We start from the raw sequence: 14,353 nt of genomic DNA, 5'->3' as shown, positions 1-14,353 counted from the left end.
AGTAAGCAATGATTAGCGCTGGTGAAGGTGCCTGAAGGCTGGGCTCCTCATCAGGCGTGTCAGAATGTAAAGTTATGTCTTTTTAGGCACTTAAACGTTAAGGTTGCTTGAAAAGCAGCCCAATGCCCATAGGATATGGATCCGCGTATAGGCGCGTGAACTACTGAGGAAGATTAACAAAAATGATGCGTATTGCTCTTTTCCTGATGACCAACCTGGCTGTGATGTTGGTATTCGGGCTGATTCTCAGCCTGACAGGGATCCAGTCAAGCAGTGTTCAGGGCCTGATGATCATGGCAGGCCTGTTTGGCTTCGGCGGTGCGTTTGTTTCACTGCTGATGTCGAAGTGGATGGCACTGCGATCGGTTGGCGGTGAAGTGATTGAACAGCCACGCAACGAAACCGAGCGCTGGCTGGTGGATACAATTGGCCGTCAGGCACAGCAGGCGGGTATTGCGATGCCACAGGTGGCGATCTATCACGCACCTGACATCAACGCCTTTGCGACTGGCGCACGGCGTAACGCCTCACTGGTTGCTGTCTCAACCGGTCTGCTGCAGAACATGAGCCGTGATGAAGCGGAAGCGGTGCTGGCACACGAAGTGTCACACATCGCCAACGGCGACATGATCACCATGACGCTGATCCAGGGTGTGGTGAACACCTTTGTGATTTTCGTTTCACGTATTCTGGCGCAGATCGCGGCGGGCTTTATGTCCGGCAACCGCGATGGTGAGGAGAGCAGCAACGGCAACCCGCTGGTCTACTTTGCGGTGTCGATGGTGCTGGAACTGGTGTTTGGTATTCTCGCCAGCATCATCACCATGTGGTTCTCGCGTCACCGTGAGTTCCATGCCGATGCCGGTTCAGCGAAGCTGGTAGGTCGTGAGAAGATGATTGCGGCGTTACAGCGCCTGAAAACCAGCTACGAACCGCAGGAGCCGAGCAGCATGATGGCGTTCTGTATCAACGGTAAGGGCAAATCGTTCAGCGAGCTGTTTATGTCGCATCCGCCGTTAGATAAGCGTATTGAAGCACTGCGCAGCGGTCAGTATCTGAAGTAGCGTTAAGCAGAGCAAAAAAGGCGACCCTGGGTCGCCTTTTCTGTTTAGAAACCATAATCAGACTGAATCTGACAGCAATATCTTAGCTCAACATGCAGGGAACCCGGGCAGAGGAGGAAAGCGTCCCGCGCCATGGATGGTGCGGGCCGACCGTCATGGATGACAGAAGTCTTTCCGATCTGACCGGGTTCCCTGTGAAGGCTCGGCCTTACAGCGAATCGGGTCACACTCTGTCAGGTGGTCGCCTTTTCTGTTTCTGCCATCAGGCGCGGGTCTGCGTCATCCGTGACACACTGACCAGCGCGGCCACGGCGGCAAAGCTGCCCGCCAGCAGCAGCGAAGCGTGCGTCCCGCGTTCATCAAACAGATTAAACATCAGCGCGACCAGCGCGGCACCCATACTCTGGCCCAGCAGGCGCGCGGTGCCCAGCATGCCGCTGGCGCCGCCGCTGCGATGACGCGGAGCGGAAGTGACAATAGTGTGGTTGTTGGGTGACTGAAACAGCCCAAAACCGGCACCGCAGAGCATCATGCGCCAGATTATATCGCCATCACCCGGGTTAGCCGGAAGCCAGGCGAGCAGAAACAACCCCAGGGCGAACATAGCCAGCCCGATGCCGCCCAGCAGCCCGGCATGCACCCGTTCAATCAGCCGGCCGGCAATCGGCGCAAACACCATGGTTGCCAGCGGCCAGGGCGTCAGCAGTAACCCGGTTGCCACCTCATCACGCTGCAGGACGTTTTGCAGAAAGAAGGGCAGCGACACCATCGCCAGCATCTGCGCACAGAACGAACAGACAGACGTTCCCATCGACAGGCTGAAAATCGGGATACGCAGCAGATCAACCGGCAGCAGCGGCACCGCCATGTTTAACTGACGACGAATAAAGAACCAGCCCACAACCAGCAGAGCAATGACCTCCGACAGCACCAGCAGATGACTCTGTCCCTGTGCAAACCCGCTCAGCGCAGAGATGATCAGACCAAAGAACAGGGCGTTCATGATCGCGCTGGGAACATCAAATTTCTGCGCCGTCGCTTTCTGCGGATTATCAGGCAGCGTGCGCAGCGCCAGCCAGAGCGCAATGGCACCCAGCGGGACGTTAATCAGAAACAGCCACTTCCAGCTTGCCACCGAAAGAATCGCTGCGGCAACCGTCGGGCCTGCCGCGGTTGAAACCGCCACGACCAGCGAGTTGATCGCCATGCCGCGTCCCAGATGACGCTGCGGATAGATAATGCGTATCAGCGCGGTATTCACACTCATCAGCGCTGCACCCCCTAACCCCTGCAGCACGCGGGCGAAAGTCAGCATGGTCAGGGTGGTGGAGAAGGCGCAGAACAGCGAAGTGGCAATAAACAGCGCCAGGCCCGCCTGATAGACGCGGCGATAACCCAGCATGTCGCCCAGAAAGGAGAGCGACAGCAGCGAGACGATAATCGCAATCTGATAGGCGTTCACTATCCAGATCGACTGCGCCGGGCTGGCATTCAGTTCGCGTGAGATAGTGGGCAGGGCGACATTGGCTATCGCGCCATCCAGCACCGCCATGGTCAGACCCAGCGCGATGGTGACGATTGCCATATAGCGCTGACGCGCGGGTAATCCATCCTGAGGAGGGGAGAGTGTCATAAGTTAATTACTAAAGAGGGTGAATATCATCATGCTAATGAAATTAACGCTGAAATACAGCGATCGGACGGAGAAAAAACTGTCTTTAAATATGACGTAATGGTTAAAGCATTGCTGCCTTCGTATGCCTCACTCTATACTGACAGTCCGTTCCATTTTTTTTGAAACAGGTTTAACAAGGTGCGCGATGTCCTCTGCTGAAAATGATAAACAGCCCGATTCCGTCTCTTCGGTACTTAAAGTGTTCGGCATTCTGCAGGCGCTGGGTGAAGAGCGCGATCACGGTATTACTGAGCTCGCGCAGCGCGTGATGATGTCAAAAAGCACCGTTTACCGTTTCCTGCAGACCATGAAGTCGCTGGGTTATGTCACGCAGGAAGGTGAGAGCGAGAAGTACTCACTGACACTGAAGCTGTTTGAACTGGGCGCTAAAGCGCTGCAGAACGTCGATTTAATCCGCAGTGCGGATGTGCAGATGCGTGAGCTTTCGCGTCTGACCAAAGAAACCATTCATCTGGGGGCGCTGGAAGAGGACAGTATTGTCTACATCCATAAAATCGACTCCCTCTACAACCTGCGTATGTATTCGCGCATTGGCCGTCGTAATCCGCTGCATACCACCGCAATTGGGAAAGTTCTGCTCGCCTGGCGCGATCGCAGCGAGGTTGAGGAGATCCTGCGGGATGTCGAATTCAAACGGAGCACGGCCAATACGCTGTTAAGCGCGGAGGCGTTGATTACGGCGCTGGATCAGGTAAGAACGCAGGGCTATGGTGAAGATAACGAAGAGCAGGAAGAGGGTTTACGCTGCCTCGCTGTGCCGGTCTTTGACCGTTTTGGTGTGGTGATTGCGGGACTGAGTATCTCTTTTCCCACCATTCGCTTTTCAGAAGATGCCCGCCAGGATTACGTGGCCATGCTGCATCGGGCGGCGCGCACGCTCTCCTCAGAGATGGGCTATCACGACTATCCGTTCTGAAAACAGCGGGCCATGTGGCCCGCTGTTTTGTTAATTATCGATCACTTCTCCGCTTTTCTTCAGCAACGGACAATCAGTCACGCCCACCACGCCACTGTCAGTATGCAGATACTGCGCACTGATCACACCGCGAGCGGTCAGATAGCTGCACTGCAGGCCAAGGCCGGCGGCATTTTTAGTACTGCCGGTTAATACGCCATAGCCGGTAAACAGCATCGCCAGCCAGATCACCGCCAGCAAGCCTACCGTACGAATAAACAGTTTCATTATGTCTCCTTGTGAAAGATAACTCAGCGCTCCACCTGGTGCCGCCGGTTATGATGATATCAGCATGCCTCGCTTTTCTGGTGGGATCGATCAGAGATAACTGAAACGGCAAATTCTGCATTGATGTTAACCCCATTATCTTTTGCGATGGCGACAGGTAGAATGGGCGGTTGCCATGTTCTGGCGTTTCCACTGAGTTTTACGAGGCAGTTATGAATGAGTTAGCCGCAAATTCGGGCCCACTGGTCAGCTATGGCCTGCTGGTCATTATTTTGATTGTGGCGTTTATCGCCTGGTTCTTTGTCAACCGCGCCAGCGTGCGCGCCGGTGAGCAAATCCGCTTACTGGAATCTTTGCTGGAAGAGCAGAAGAAACAGAATCAGCTGCTGCGCCGTCTGATTGAGATGCAGCCAGGGGCAGAGAGTAAAAAAACCGATGACGATCGCGAGAAACGCGACTTTATCCGGTTGATTCCGGAACGATAATCACAGCAGAGAGGCGGGATGGTCTGGAAAAATCCGTGGTATGACAGCAGCAAAGCGCATCACACGCCCGAGGGATTCTGCAATCCTGAACCGGAACGGCGCAAGCCGGGCGATCTGCAGCGCTGGCGCAGGGAGCGCAAAGCACAGGGACTGCCGCTGCCACCGCAGCAGGGCTACAGGGCTTTCACCGAACAGTGGTGGCAGCCCGCTGATATCAGCGGCAGTGACGATCGCATCTGGTGGCTGGGACATGCCGCCGTGCTGCTGCGACTGAACCAGCAATATATCCTGATCGATCCCGCACTCTCGTCACGCGCCTCGCCACTCTCTTTTGCCGGGCCGCAGCGAAAAACGCCAGCACCGCTTAGCATCGCTGATCTGCCGCGTCTGGATGTCGTGCTTATTTCACATAACCATTACGATCATCTTGATCGGCCAACGGTTAAAGCGATCGTCCGGCGTTTTCCGCAGGCGACCTTCATTGTGCCGCTGGGCCTGGAAAAATGGTGCAGGGCGCGGGGCGTGAAACAGGTCCATCAGCTCGACTGGTGGCAACAGTTTACTGTCGGCGACCTCTGTTTTGATGCGGTGCCGGCACGTCACTGGAGTATGCGAACGCCGCGCGATCGAAACCGTTCGCTCTGGTGCGGCTGGGTCGTGCGTTCTGCCTCCGTGCGCTTCTGGTTCTCGGGCGACAGCGGCTACAGCGATAGCCTGCCGGAGATTGCTGCCCGACTCGGCCCGTTCAGCCTGGCGGCTTTGCCGATTGGCGCTTATGCACCTGAATGGTTCATGGCTGGCCAACATATGAATCCCGATCAGGCGGTGGCGCTGTGGCAGGCAGCAGGCAGGCCGCTGACGCTGCCCATCCACTGGGGCGTGTTCGAACTGGCCGATGAGTCGCTGGATGCGCCACCCAAAGAACTGGCGGATGCGCTGCTGCGGGCAAACGAGCAAAAGGGCGGTTTCGCACCGTGGCGAATAGGCGAAAGCCGCGGGCTGAATAAGGATGCCCAGGAATTATCCTAAAACCTCAGAGTTAAAACAAAAGCCCGTTTTTATTATCTGATATCAATTTTTCAAATCAAAAGTTAAATTCTTAATAAGTAAAATCGTGCTCAATGCTTTTATTTGGAGCAGGACGACTGTCTGGCTCCTGCTTTTGGTGCAAAAAAAGTGTTATCTGTACGAAATAAAAGGCGCTGTACAGGATTGACGCCGGATTATTGATATTTTCAACTTTTCGCGCTTCGCTTATTCATTCTGTTATTGCCATATTTGTGAAATATTAATTTCTTATGGTATCCATTGGGTTAGACCCGGCAACAGAGGCCGGAGAGGGGTCTGGCCGGAGAGCGTGCTTAATTTGCATCGGCATTTGTAAACGCCACAGAACAGGCAATGTGAGCCTTCTGGCAATTATGTGCGCAGGCTGGCTGAGGCCCTTAAAAATGGCTTGCCATTGTTTTTAGGATATGTGATAACAAATCCTGAGTTAAACGAGGTACAGTTCTGTTTATGCATGGCATCTTCTGTAAAGAAGTCTGTAAAGAAGAACGAGTAAAGACGTTGACGTTGAATACCGCTTCCTTGCCGAACCTTAATTAGTGCCTCATGCAGTAATGTCTCTGGTTTTTCTGTACGACAGCCTTCGGGCTAAATAAACATCTAAAGGAATTTGCAAAATGGCAAAGATTAAAGGTCAGGTTAAGTGGTTCAACGAGTCTAAAGGTTTTGGTTTTATCACCCCTGCTGACGGTAGCAAAGATGTGTTCGTACACTTCTCCGCTATTCAGGGCAATGGTTTCAAAACCCTGGCTGAAGGCCAGAGCGTTGAGTTCGAAATTCAGGACGGCCAGAAAGGCCCGGCAGCCGTTAACGTTACGGCTATCTGATTCAACTCCGCCTCGGTGCATTGCACCCTGACATGAAATCTCAAAGCCCTGGCTTCTCAGCCGGGGCTTTCTTTATGCTTCCGATGCGTAAACGTTAAGGTTACACTGCGCCGCGTTATCTGATGCCGGAGCACCCTATGTCCCTGATTTGCCCTCTTTGTCACTCTCCTCTCGCCTTTACTGCGCGCAGCTGGTGCTGCGAGAATCGCCATCAGTTTGATCAGGCGAAAGAAGGGTATGTCAATCTGCTGCCCGTTCAGCATAAACGGTCGCGTGAACCGGGTGACAGTGCAGAGATGATGCAGGCACGACGCGAATTTCTTGAGGCAGGCTACTACCAGCCGCTGCGTGATCGGGTCGTCAGCCTGCTTGCGCCCGCGCTGAGCCAGCCGGAGTGCAAAATCCTGGATATCGGCTGTGGCGAAGGTTACTACACCGCCGCACTGGCTGACGCAGCAGGCGAGGCCGGGCAGGTCTATGGACTGGATGTCGCCAGAATGGCGATCCGGCTGGCAGCAAAGCGCTATCCGGCGGTGCGCTTCTGCGTCGCCTCCAGCCAGCGCTTACCCTTTGCCGATCACGCCCTGGATGCGGTTGTCCGAATCTACGCACCCTGCAATGAAGCGGAACTGGCGCGCGTGCTGAAGCCGGGTGGCCTGGTACTGACCGTGACACCGGGCCCGCATCATCTGCAGCAGTTCAAGGCACTGATTTACCGCGAAGTGCAGTTGCATGTGCCCGAGCAGAAAGCGTATCCCGGATTCCGCCAGGTGGCGCAGCATGCGCTGCGTTACCCGATGGCATTAACCGGCGCAGCCGCGACGACCCTGCTTCAGATGACGCCGTTCGCCTGGCGGGCGCGTGAAGAGGTCTGGCAGACCCTGCAGCAGAGCGAGCAGTTCAGCTGCGACGCAGACTTTACCCTGACTGTGTGGCAGCGCGACTAGCGCGCCTCGACCAGGGTGTTATAGATGCGCTCCAGATCGTCGAGTTGCTGTACCGCGATCAGCAGCCGACGCTGTTCCAGCTGAATCACCAGAATGCCATCCTCAGAGAGATTCATGCCCTGAATTCGCCGGTAATCGATCCAGACACCGGCGTAAAACAACCCCTCACTTTTCATCAGCAGCGTTGGCTTTCGCAGCCAGAATAGCCAGAACGCCAGAAAACTCAGCACCATCAGCAGTGAGGTGGTGAGCTGCGGGCCGTGATGGCTGACGTTGTTCCACAGCAGGATCAGCAGCAGGCCGATGAAAATCAGGCTATCCAGCTTATGCTGCCTGCGCAGCGCAACCCGTAAGCGGGTCGGACCGTGGCGACGCGGCAGAATCGCCTCGTGATAAATGGCAAACCCCATCAGGGCGGCAATACAACACGCAATCAGCGCGTCGGTTAATGACATCACATCTACCTCAAACAGGGTGAGCTCAGCCGGTTGTGGCTCAGCTCACCACGCTTAAAAGCCGGGAGCGCAGGCTCCCGGCCGGGTGAAATTACAGACCGAGCAGGCCGATCCAGTAACCAAAGATACCGATAGCAAAGAAGCCGACGATAATCCACAGCGCGTTCACTTTACGGCGTAACAGCCACATACAGCCAAAGGTCAGCAGCAGCGGCACCACGCCCGGCATCAGCTGATCGAGGATCGACTGTACGGTGGTGACGGTGGTTTTACCGGTCGAGTCGGTAATACGTGACACCACCAGCGGGATGTTAACGTGTGTCCACTTGTTGACCAGCGCCCCCATGACAAACAGGCCGAGAATCGACGCCCCCTCCGTGAGTTTCTGCAGGAAACCGCCGCCCATATCACTGACGATATCGATCCCTTTGCGATAGCCATAGGCCACGCCGTAGTAGCGGGTCAGCAGGCGTGCCAGGTTAAACAGCACAAAGAAGAGCAGCGGACCCAGCAGACTGCCACTCATGGCGATACCGGCTCCCAGCGCGGCAAACACCGGGCGCACCGTACCCCAGAAGATCGGGTCGCCAACACCGGCCAGCGGTCCCATCAGGCCGACTTTAAGGCCGTTAATCGCGCCATCGTCGATCGGGGCGCCGTTAGCGCGCTGCTCTTCCATCGCCATAGTCACGCCCAGAACCGGCGCGGCCACATAAGGATGGGTATTAAAGAACTCCAGATGACGCTTGATCGCCTGCTTACGATCATCATTGTTCTCAGGATAGAGACGGCGGATCACCGGCACCATTGAGAAGCAGAAGCCCAGCGCCTGCATGCGTTCAAAGTTCCATGAACCCTGGAACAGATTAGAGCGCAGAAAGACGGCGCGAACATCACCGGGTGTCAGTTTCTTTTCGACTTTCGTAATATCAACCATGTGCTCACCTGTTCCTTAATCGAGTTCGTTATCAAGATCGTTTGCGGTCGCAGCACCTGTTGGTGCTCCCGCCACACGGTTGTATTTCGGGCTGAGCTGAATGTAGAGCACCGCCATGACCACGCCAATGACGCCCAGCGCCACCAGGTTAAAGTTGGTGAAGGCCGCGGTGACGAAGCCCAGGTAAAAGAACGGCATCAGGTAGCCTGCGCGCATCATGTTGATGACCATCGCATAACCGACCACCACAATCATGCCACCGGCGATATTCAGGCCGTTGGTCACCACGTCCGGAATAGAGCTGAGTAAGGCGTGAACCGCACTGGTGCCGACCGAAATCGCCACAATCAGCGCCGGGATGGCGATACGCATCGCCTGTAACAGCAGGGCAGAGACGTGGATCCAGGAGATGGCCGTGAGGTTACCTTTCTCTGCGGCTTTGTCAGCCGCATGCTGGAAGGCGACGGTCAGCGTACGCACGATAATGGTCAGTACCTGTCCGGCGGCGGCCAGCGGAATCGCCAGCGCAATACCGGCACCCACACTTTGACCGCCAGCGATAACCAGGATGGTCGAGATAATGGAGGCGAGGGCGGCATCAGGCGCAACGGCGGCACCGATGTTCATCCAGCCCAGCGCAATCATCTCCAGCGTACCGCCGATAATAATGCCGGTTTTCATATCACCCAGCACCATACCAATCAGGGTACAGGCCACCAGGGGACGGTGAAACTGGAACTCATCCAGAATCGACCCCATACCGGCAATACAGGCGACAATAAAAATCAAAATAATTTGTAGCGAGGTTATTTCCATCATACTTCTTGTCCTCAGCAGGATAACCAGGAGCCCGGAAACGCAGGCGCATAAGTGCTTCTGTTACGCGTTAACTTTCGCGATCAGATCCATCATTTTCAGTTTCTGGTCACTGGAAACTTTACGCACTTCCAGTTCAATATTGCGTTCATTGAGTTTGCGGAATGCGGCAATATCTTTTTCATCGACCGAGACCGCATTATTGACCTGAGTTTTCCCCTGGCGGAACGCCATACCGCCGATGTTGACGGTTTTAATATCGACACCCTGTTCCACCACGCGCAGTACATCGGTGGGGTTGGTAAACAGCAGCATCACGCGATCCTGACCATACTTCGGGTTATTCCACACCCGCACCATCTTATCGACATCCACCACATGGGCCGTGACGCCGGGCGGAGCGACCTGCGTCAGCAGAGTCTTGCGCACATGATCGTTGGCCACTTCATCGCTGACTACGATAATGCGCTGAACGTTGGTCTCTTTGGTCCAGCGCGTTGCCACCTGCCCATGAATCAGACGGTCATCAATGCGTGTCAGCCCGATTTTCATGTGGTCACCGGGCGCCATCGGCTTAGCCGGTTGCGCCGCAGCGGCCGGTTTTGCCGCGGCTGGCGCCGGCGCTTCTTCTTTGGCTTTCAGGGCTTTGACGCCTTCACGGCCGGTCTCCACCGCCACTGCGACCAGCTCGTCAAAACCGGGATTGTCATCGCGCGCCATCAGCGTTTCGACCAGCATCGGGATATTGACCCCGGCGATGACCTCATACTGCGGTTTGTCGACCACGATGCGACTGGCCGCATTAAACGGACTGCCACCCCAGGTATCAACTAAAAACAGGACTCCCTGCGTCGTATCAAGTTCTGCCAGTCGTGCCTGATATTTTTCAATCAGCGTTTCTGCATTTTCACCGGGGACAAAATCTATCCAGCCGACATTGTCCTGCTCGCCCAACAGCATTTCTGCTGTTTTCAGCAGTTGTTCCGCTGCCCAGCCGTGTGTACCAATTACTATCGCAATGGTCACGTGCTACCTCCGTTCGCTAGAGATGCTCATCTGAGTCAATGAACTGTATTGAAGTGCTTTGATGATCTGTTTAACCGGATGATTCGAATTATCGGTATAGCGTCGAAAAAACATGGGTTAACTACGTCAAGGCGGTAAAGTCGCGATTTATTTTAGTGATCGAAAAAATAAATTATGTGATGTCTGTCAGCTATTCATCCTGTGAAGCGGCCAGTAACCCTTTTTATGCGCCTGATCATCCGTCAGGCAGATTGTAAAAATAAGAAAATTTTTTGACGCAATTCGCCGACCTGATACATTAACGTTCTGTTTATTACTCAGGAGTAACGGGCTTCAGCCCACCTTTATGGATCGTCACCGACGTCGCTTAATCTGTTCTTTGCGCCTGCTGGCGCGTCACCCTTCGCCTCACGGCGTTTTCACCGCTTTCCCGACTACCTGCATGTCACGCATTGCTGCGCTGATAAGCGGCACCGCGATCTGTTCCCTGTTCTGGAGTCATAAATAATGGAATTTTTATTCGACCCCTCAATCTGGGCGGGTTTACTGACGCTCGTGGTGCTGGAAATCGTACTCGGCATTGATAACCTGGTCTTTATTGCCATCCTGGCCGACAAACTGCCGCCGAAGCAGCGTGATAAAGCACGCCTGATTGGCCTGTCACTGGCGCTGGTCATGCGTCTGGGTCTGCTGTCGCTGATCTCCTGGATGGTGACGCTGACGACGCCTCTCTTTAGCGTAGGCGGTTTCAGCTTTGCCGGTCGTGATTTAATTCTGCTGGCGGGTGGTCTGTTCCTGTTGTTTAAGGCGACCATGGAGCTGCACGAGCGGCTGGAGAACCGGCAGCTCGACGGATCCGGTAATCGGGGATATGCCAGTTTCTGGGCTGTCGTGACGCAGATTGTGGTACTGGACGCCGTCTTCTCGCTGGATGCTGTGATTACCGCCGTAGGTATGGTGAACCACCTGCCGGTGATGATGACCGCCGTGGTGATTGCGATGGGTGTGATGCTGCTGGCATCTAAGCCGTTAACCAATTTTGTTAACGCGCATCCGACTGTAGTGGTGCTCTGTCTGAGCTTCCTGCTGATGATCGGTCTGTCGCTGGTGGCAGAAGGCTTTGGTTTCCATATTCCTAAAGGCTACCTCTATGCGGCGATTGGCTTCTCGATTCTGATTGAGCTGTTCAACCAGGTTGCACGTCGTAACTTTATCCGCCATCAGTCAAATCGCCCGATGCGTGAACGCACCGCCGAAGCGATTTTACGCCTGATGGGGGGCCGCAACCGTGCCCAGACCGCCAGCAATGGCAACACCAGCAGCAGCGAAGAGGCTGCACTGGCGGAAGCGATGCCGCAGGAAGCGTTTAAAGATGAAGAGCGCTATATGATTAATGGCGTGCTGACGCTGGCTTCCCGCTCGATTCGCAGCATCATGACGCCACGCGGTGAAATCTCCTGGGTCGATGCGAATCGTCCGGTAGATGAGATTCGCGGTCAGCTGCTTGATACGCCACACAGCCTGTTCCCGGTCTGTCGGGGTGAACTGGATGAAATTGTCGGCGTAGTGCGAGCCAAAGAGCTGCTGGTGGCGCTGGAGCACGGTGTGGATGTGGCGACTTTTGCGGCCAATACACCCACCATCGTGGTGCCGGAGACGCTGGATCCAATAAACCTGCTTGGCGTGCTGCGTCGTGCCAAGGGCAGCTTCGTGATTGTCACCAATGAGTTTGGTGTGGTTCAGGGTCTGATTACGCCGCTGGACGTGCTGGAAGCGATTGCGGGTGAATTCCCGGATGAAGATGAAACGCCCGATATCATTGCGGATGGTGATGGCTGGTTAGTGAAAGGGGGGACCGATCTGCACTCGCTGCAGCAGTTGCTCGACTTCCATGAGCTGGTCGACCCGACAGAAGACCACGCCTCGCTGGCGGGCCTGCTGATTGAGCAGAAAGGGCAGTTACCGCTTCCTGGCGATGTGATTGATATCACTCCGCTGCACTTCCAGATTATCGAAGCGACCGACTACCGTATCGATCTGGTGCGGGTCACTAAAGATAAACCGCATGACGAGGATGAAGAGGGCTAATCGTTCTCGTTGATGCACAGGCACTGCCGGGTTTACCGGCCGCGCTGAATTTCTCTGACAGCCGCTGGCTCATTGCCGCGGCTGTTTTTTTGTCTGTGGCGTAAGGTCATCAGGCAGGGCGAAACGGGGCTCAGGCGATTGTCACCTGCGGGCATCAGCCTGATGCTGCGCCAGCCACGCCGGGAAATCCTGCAGCGGCATCGGGCGGGCAAAATAGTAGCCCTGCAGATGATCCACGCCGCGTTCGCGCAGATAGGCCGCCTGCTCAGCCGTCTCCACGCCTTCGGCCACCAGACTGATATTCAGGCGCTGGGCCAGCGAAATCACCATATCCGTCACCGTGGCATTAATCGCGTCAGTGCCGATGGCTGCGGTGAAAATCTTGTCGATTTTCAGCACATCTGGCTGCAGATCTTTCAGGTAGGAGAGCGAGCTGTGACCGGTGCCAAAATCATCAATCGCCAGCCGGACACCGATGTCATGCAGTTGCGCAATCACCGACTGGTCCACGACCGGCAGGGCATCGCGCTCGGTGAGCTCCACCACCAGTTTCGGCACCGGATTGGCAGGCCACCACAGGTTGTGCAGATCTTCCAGAATGGCGTGGTCGCGGAAGTGGCTGGCGGCAACGTTAATGGCGATATGGAACGCGGGATCGTCGGGCAACTGCGGTAACTGTCTCACCACCTCATTCAGTACAAAGCGCGTCAGCGGTTTGATCAGGTTCTGTCGCTCGGCCAGGGGAATAAAGACATCCGGTGCAATCCAGCCCTGACGGGGATTATGCCAGCGCAGCAGTAACTCAATACCGTCGCACTCACCACTTTTGGTGTTGATCAGCGGCTGGCAATAAACCATAAACTCACGGGCCGTAATGCCATAACTGATTTGCCAGCTCAGGCTCATACGATTTGCGGTCGCCAGCCAGACGATGTAACCCATAAGCAGACTCAGCAGCAGCGCCAGCGGGAGCTGTGAGGGAAGCGTCGCCAGCGCCAGGCGGGTCGGAGAGGGGCCATAGAGGGTCAGCGTAAACGGATAGCGCAGCGAGCCCTGCTCATAGCTTACTTCGTCTTCTGACGGCACCGTGGGCTCGATCAGCGGATTGCCATACTCCAGGCTCTCCCCGTTGACGTTAAAGACAGCGCGTTCCACCCAGGGCAACTGCGGCTCCAGCAGATAATTGCTCATCATTTCGATGTTGATCACCTGCAAAATCCCGGAGCGGTTATCCAGGCTCTTTGGCGTCCACAGCAGTAAAATGGGCGAGCCTTTCAGCAGGTACTCATCGGTTGCCAGCGTCATGCGCTGACTGTTAAAGGCTAAGTCAGGGTAAGTCTGGCTAAAGGGGATGGTGCGTGGCCCGTAGATACTGGAGCAGTAGAGCACGTCGTTATCCACCAGCAGAATCGCCCGGACCGTCTGCAGGGAAGAGATTTTTTCGATGAGTGGAAAGCGAACATCCTGACAGGGAACGCCGACCAGACCCAGCGTATTATTGGCTGAAACCTCCAGCGGTGAAAACATCCGGTCAAACCGCATAATCGCTTTATCGGCGAAATCCATCGCCTGCTGCTCGATACGTGACTTCTCTTCGATATAGCGAAAGGCCAGGGTTAATATCAGCACCACGGTGGCGATCGACAGCGCTATCAGCACACGCTTGCGTCTGAATTGTCCAACAGATTGCTGGGCCATAAACATCTGTATTCACCTTCCCAAAAAGCCAGTAAAAAGCAAAACACAACGGGGTGAGTATCG

The 14,353-nt window shown here is 55.3% G+C and carries 14 protein-coding genes; 7 read left to right on the top strand and 7 right to left on the bottom strand.

Annotated features, from left to right (window positions below; genetic code table 11):
* Window positions 1-182: 182 nt before the first annotated feature.
* Window positions 183-1,064: a protease HtpX gene (htpX, locus tag AC6I8B_RS11235; RefSeq protein ID WP_003852678.1), complete on the top strand. Its 882-nt coding sequence runs from the start codon at window positions 183-185 to the stop codon at window positions 1,062-1,064.
* A gap of 262 nt (window positions 1,065-1,326) precedes the next feature.
* On the opposite strand, the gene AC6I8B_RS11230 is transcribed toward htpX, so the two are convergent.
* Window positions 1,327-2,697 carry an MFS transporter gene (locus AC6I8B_RS11230; protein WP_022625538.1) on the bottom strand — a complete coding sequence of 457 codons (1,371 nt, stop codon included), beginning with the start codon at window positions 2,695-2,697 and terminating at the stop codon, window positions 1,327-1,329.
* 187 nt (window positions 2,698-2,884) lie between these two features.
* Here AC6I8B_RS11230 and kdgR point away from each other — a divergent pair, with 187 nt between their 5' ends.
* Window positions 2,885-3,676, top strand: coding sequence for a DNA-binding transcriptional regulator KdgR (kdgR, locus tag AC6I8B_RS11225; RefSeq protein ID WP_010670769.1), 792 nt, complete (start codon window positions 2,885-2,887; stop codon window positions 3,674-3,676).
* 30 nt (window positions 3,677-3,706) lie between these two features.
* Here the strand turns inward: kdgR and AC6I8B_RS11220 are convergent, their stop codons facing one another.
* A complete protein-coding gene (locus tag AC6I8B_RS11220) occupies window positions 3,707-3,943 on the bottom strand; it encodes a YobH family protein (protein ID WP_010258788.1) in 237 nt (78 codons plus the stop codon).
* Window positions 3,944-4,155: 212 nt separating this feature from the next.
* Here AC6I8B_RS11220 and AC6I8B_RS11215 point away from each other — a divergent pair, with 212 nt between their 5' ends.
* From AC6I8B_RS11215 to rlmA, 4 genes are all read left to right on the top strand, one after another.
* Window positions 4,156-4,428 (top strand): YebO family protein, encoded by a 273-nt coding sequence (locus tag AC6I8B_RS11215; protein WP_010258793.1) that lies wholly within the window; start codon window positions 4,156-4,158, stop codon window positions 4,426-4,428.
* Between the two features lie 18 nt (window positions 4,429-4,446).
* On the top strand, window positions 4,447-5,457 hold the full coding sequence (locus tag AC6I8B_RS11210; protein ID WP_033787654.1) for an MBL fold metallo-hydrolase: 1,011 nt from the start codon (window positions 4,447-4,449) through the stop codon (window positions 5,455-5,457).
* Window positions 5,458-6,113: 656 nt separating this feature from the next.
* Window positions 6,114-6,323 (top strand): transcription antiterminator/RNA stability regulator CspE, encoded by a 210-nt coding sequence (cspE, locus tag AC6I8B_RS11205; RefSeq protein ID WP_003852684.1) that lies wholly within the window; start codon window positions 6,114-6,116, stop codon window positions 6,321-6,323.
* Between the two features lie 137 nt (window positions 6,324-6,460).
* Window positions 6,461-7,270: a 23S rRNA (guanine(745)-N(1))-methyltransferase gene (rlmA, locus tag AC6I8B_RS11200; RefSeq protein WP_031591383.1), complete on the top strand. Its 810-nt coding sequence runs from the start codon at window positions 6,461-6,463 to the stop codon at window positions 7,268-7,270.
* On the opposite strand, the gene AC6I8B_RS11195 is transcribed toward rlmA, so the two are convergent.
* From AC6I8B_RS11195 to manX, 4 genes are all read right to left on the bottom strand, one after another.
* A complete protein-coding gene (locus AC6I8B_RS11195) occupies window positions 7,267-7,725 on the bottom strand; it encodes a DUF986 family protein (RefSeq protein WP_022625541.1) in 459 nt (152 codons plus the stop codon). The genes rlmA and AC6I8B_RS11195 overlap by 4 nt on opposite strands.
* 91 nt (window positions 7,726-7,816) lie before the next feature.
* The gene (locus AC6I8B_RS11190; RefSeq protein WP_010260523.1) at window positions 7,817-8,662 is read right to left on the bottom strand and encodes a PTS mannose transporter subunit IID; all 846 of its coding nucleotides are present in this window, start codon (window positions 8,660-8,662) and stop codon (window positions 7,817-7,819) included.
* Between the two features lie 15 nt (window positions 8,663-8,677).
* Complete coding sequence (locus AC6I8B_RS11185) at window positions 8,678-9,478, bottom strand: PTS mannose/fructose/sorbose transporter subunit IIC (RefSeq protein WP_010670765.1); 801 nt, start codon at window positions 9,476-9,478, stop codon at window positions 8,678-8,680.
* Window positions 9,479-9,541: 63 nt separating this feature from the next.
* Complete coding sequence (gene manX, locus AC6I8B_RS11180; RefSeq protein ID WP_010260527.1) at window positions 9,542-10,504, bottom strand: PTS mannose transporter subunit IIAB; 963 nt, start codon at window positions 10,502-10,504, stop codon at window positions 9,542-9,544.
* Window positions 10,505-11,011: 507 nt separating this feature from the next.
* Between manX and AC6I8B_RS11175 the strand changes: the two genes are divergently transcribed.
* Window positions 11,012-12,592, top strand: coding sequence for a TerC family protein (locus tag AC6I8B_RS11175; RefSeq protein WP_010260533.1), 1,581 nt, complete (start codon window positions 11,012-11,014; stop codon window positions 12,590-12,592).
* A gap of 141 nt (window positions 12,593-12,733) precedes the next feature.
* Here AC6I8B_RS11175 and pdeD read toward each other — a convergent pair whose 3' ends face one another.
* The gene (gene pdeD, locus AC6I8B_RS11170; protein WP_033779032.1) at window positions 12,734-14,296 is read right to left on the bottom strand and encodes a cyclic di-3',5'-guanosine monophosphate phosphodiesterase PdeD; all 1,563 of its coding nucleotides are present in this window, start codon (window positions 14,294-14,296) and stop codon (window positions 12,734-12,736) included.
* Window positions 14,297-14,353: the final 57 nt, after the last annotated feature.

It is taken from the genome of Pantoea sp. X-Soil-ISGK-285 (genome assembly GCF_059730815.1).
The sequence above is the reverse complement of the archived record's forward strand: the minus strand, read 5'-3'. Positions and strand labels throughout refer to the sequence as shown.

Excerpts from the sequence above, each read along its gene's own strand:
- htpX (WP_003852678.1), top strand. The coding sequence starts at position 183 with ATGATGCGTATTGCTCTTTTCCTGATGACCAACCTGGCTGTGATGTTG.
- AC6I8B_RS11230 (WP_022625538.1), bottom strand. The coding sequence starts at position 2,697 with ATGACACTCTCCCCTCCTCAGGATGGATTACCCGCGCGTCAGCGCTAT.
- kdgR (WP_010670769.1), top strand. The coding sequence starts at position 2,885 with ATGTCCTCTGCTGAAAATGATAAACAGCCCGATTCCGTCTCTTCGGTA.
- AC6I8B_RS11220 (WP_010258788.1), bottom strand. The coding sequence starts at position 3,943 with ATGAAACTGTTTATTCGTACGGTAGGCTTGCTGGCGGTGATCTGGCTG.
- AC6I8B_RS11215 (WP_010258793.1), top strand. The coding sequence starts at position 4,156 with ATGAATGAGTTAGCCGCAAATTCGGGCCCACTGGTCAGCTATGGCCTG.
- AC6I8B_RS11210 (WP_033787654.1), top strand. The coding sequence starts at position 4,447 with ATGGTCTGGAAAAATCCGTGGTATGACAGCAGCAAAGCGCATCACACG.
- cspE (WP_003852684.1), top strand. The coding sequence starts at position 6,114 with ATGGCAAAGATTAAAGGTCAGGTTAAGTGGTTCAACGAGTCTAAAGGT.
- rlmA (WP_031591383.1), top strand. The coding sequence starts at position 6,461 with ATGTCCCTGATTTGCCCTCTTTGTCACTCTCCTCTCGCCTTTACTGCG.
- AC6I8B_RS11195 (WP_022625541.1), bottom strand. The coding sequence starts at position 7,725 with ATGTCATTAACCGACGCGCTGATTGCGTGTTGTATTGCCGCCCTGATG.
- AC6I8B_RS11190 (WP_010260523.1), bottom strand. The coding sequence starts at position 8,662 with ATGGTTGATATTACGAAAGTCGAAAAGAAACTGACACCCGGTGATGTT.
- AC6I8B_RS11185 (WP_010670765.1), bottom strand. The coding sequence starts at position 9,478 with ATGGAAATAACCTCGCTACAAATTATTTTGATTTTTATTGTCGCCTGT.
- AC6I8B_RS11175 (WP_010260533.1), top strand. The coding sequence starts at position 11,012 with ATGGAATTTTTATTCGACCCCTCAATCTGGGCGGGTTTACTGACGCTC.
- pdeD (WP_033779032.1), bottom strand. The coding sequence starts at position 14,296 with ATGTTTATGGCCCAGCAATCTGTTGGACAATTCAGACGCAAGCGTGTG.